We start from the raw sequence: 455 nt of genomic DNA on the forward strand, positions 1-455 counted from the left end.
TACGTAGCCGCAGGCGTTTCCGATACTGTACTTACCATCGCTGCTGGAGTGCCAGGCTGGGACTTGGACTATCTTGATCCCATCAACCTCGGTCGGACCATAGTTCATTCCGATAGTTGTTATACCAGGGTTGTTCTCGACGAGGTAATTGGCTATGTCGTACATGGCGACTATCTTGGCACCAGTTCTTTTGGCTATCCCTACGGCGTCACCAATGTGGTCACCGTGGGCGTGGGTTATTAAAATCAGGTCTGCTTCGAGCTCTTCCGGCTTTGCGGCAGCTGCAGGATTGCCGGTCAGGAAGGGATCTATCAGAATCCTTTTGCTTCCGACGATCTCGAAAGCAGCGTGGCCCAAAAACCTCACCTTCACCATGTCATCACCTCCGACGGATATAATAACCAGAACTTACTTAAATCTTTCGACTTCTCTGGAAGTGGGCAATGATGGTCTTT

1 protein-coding gene is annotated in these 455 nt (G+C 50.3%); it reads right to left on the reverse strand.

Features of this window, described 5'->3' with window-relative positions; all coding sequences use genetic code 11:
* The coding region (locus tag E3E29_RS11375) for an MBL fold metallo-hydrolase (RefSeq protein ID WP_167911105.1) at window positions 1–375 on the reverse strand (375 nt) is incomplete at its 3' end.
* Window positions 376–455 lie beyond the last annotated feature (80 nt).

The organism is Thermococcus sp. Bubb.Bath, from assembly GCF_012027595.1.
GTDB lineage: Archaea > Methanobacteriota_B > Thermococci > Thermococcales > Thermococcaceae > Thermococcus.